The 827-nt window shown below is 68.0% G+C and carries 1 protein-coding gene; it reads left to right on the top strand.

Features of this window, described 5'->3' with window-relative positions; all coding sequences use genetic code 11:
- A partial coding sequence (locus TW83_RS13550) for a substrate-binding domain-containing protein (RefSeq protein WP_045983306.1) occupies positions 1-678 on the top strand: 678 nt, incomplete at its 5' end.
- Positions 679-827: the final 149 nt, after the last annotated feature.

Below are 827 nucleotides of genomic sequence, written 5' to 3'. Positions count from 1 at the left end.
GCCGTCGATGCGGGCATCCCCGTCGTCGGATCGAACGCGCGGGTCAACAGCGACCTGCTGACCGCCTATGTCGGATCGAACGACGTCGAGGCCGGCTATCTGGAGGCCAAGGCCGTCCTGGACAAGATGGGCTGCCAGGGTGCGGTGGTCATCATCGAGGGCCCGATCGGCCAGTCCGGCGAGATCCAGCGCGGAGAGGGCAACGAGAAGGCCCTGGCCGAATGCCCCGACGTCAAGATCCTGGAACGCCAGACCGGCAACTGGTCGCGCGCCGAGGCGCAGGCCCTGATGGAGAACTGGCTGACCGCGCATGGCAACGACATCAAGGGCGTGATCGGCCAGAACGACGAGATGGCCCTGGGTGCCATCGAGGCGATCAAGGCCGCCGGCATGGACGTGGCCGATTTCGCGATCGCGGGCGTGGACGGGGTCACCGACGCGCTGAACGCGGTCAAGGCGGGCCAGATGGATTCGATCCTGCAGGACGGCGAGGCCCAGGCCCTGGGCTCGATCGACGTGGCGATCAAGGCGGTCAAGCCCGACTATGAGCCCATGTCGGCGATCTGGGAACAGTATCCCGACATGCCGTGGAACAACGGCGCGGACAAGGAATACAACGTGCCCTGGACCCCGGTGACGGCCGAGAACGTCGACGCCCTGCTGGCCACGCGCCAGTAACGACCACCCCCTTCGGCGGCACGCCTGCCGGAGGGGCCACCTGACCCACGAAAGGACTGCGGATGGCCGCTTCACTTGATTTCAGCCTGGGCGGCCGGACCGCCGTGGTGACGGGTGCCGGATCGGGCATCGGCGCCGCCGTCGCGCAG

Origin of the sequence: Paracoccus sp. S4493 (genome assembly GCF_000967735.1) — a bacterium.
Classification (GTDB): Bacteria; Pseudomonadota; Alphaproteobacteria; order Rhodobacterales; family Rhodobacteraceae; genus Paracoccus; species Paracoccus marcusii.
The sequence above is the reverse complement of the archived record's forward strand: the minus strand, read 5'-3'. Positions and strand labels throughout refer to the sequence as shown.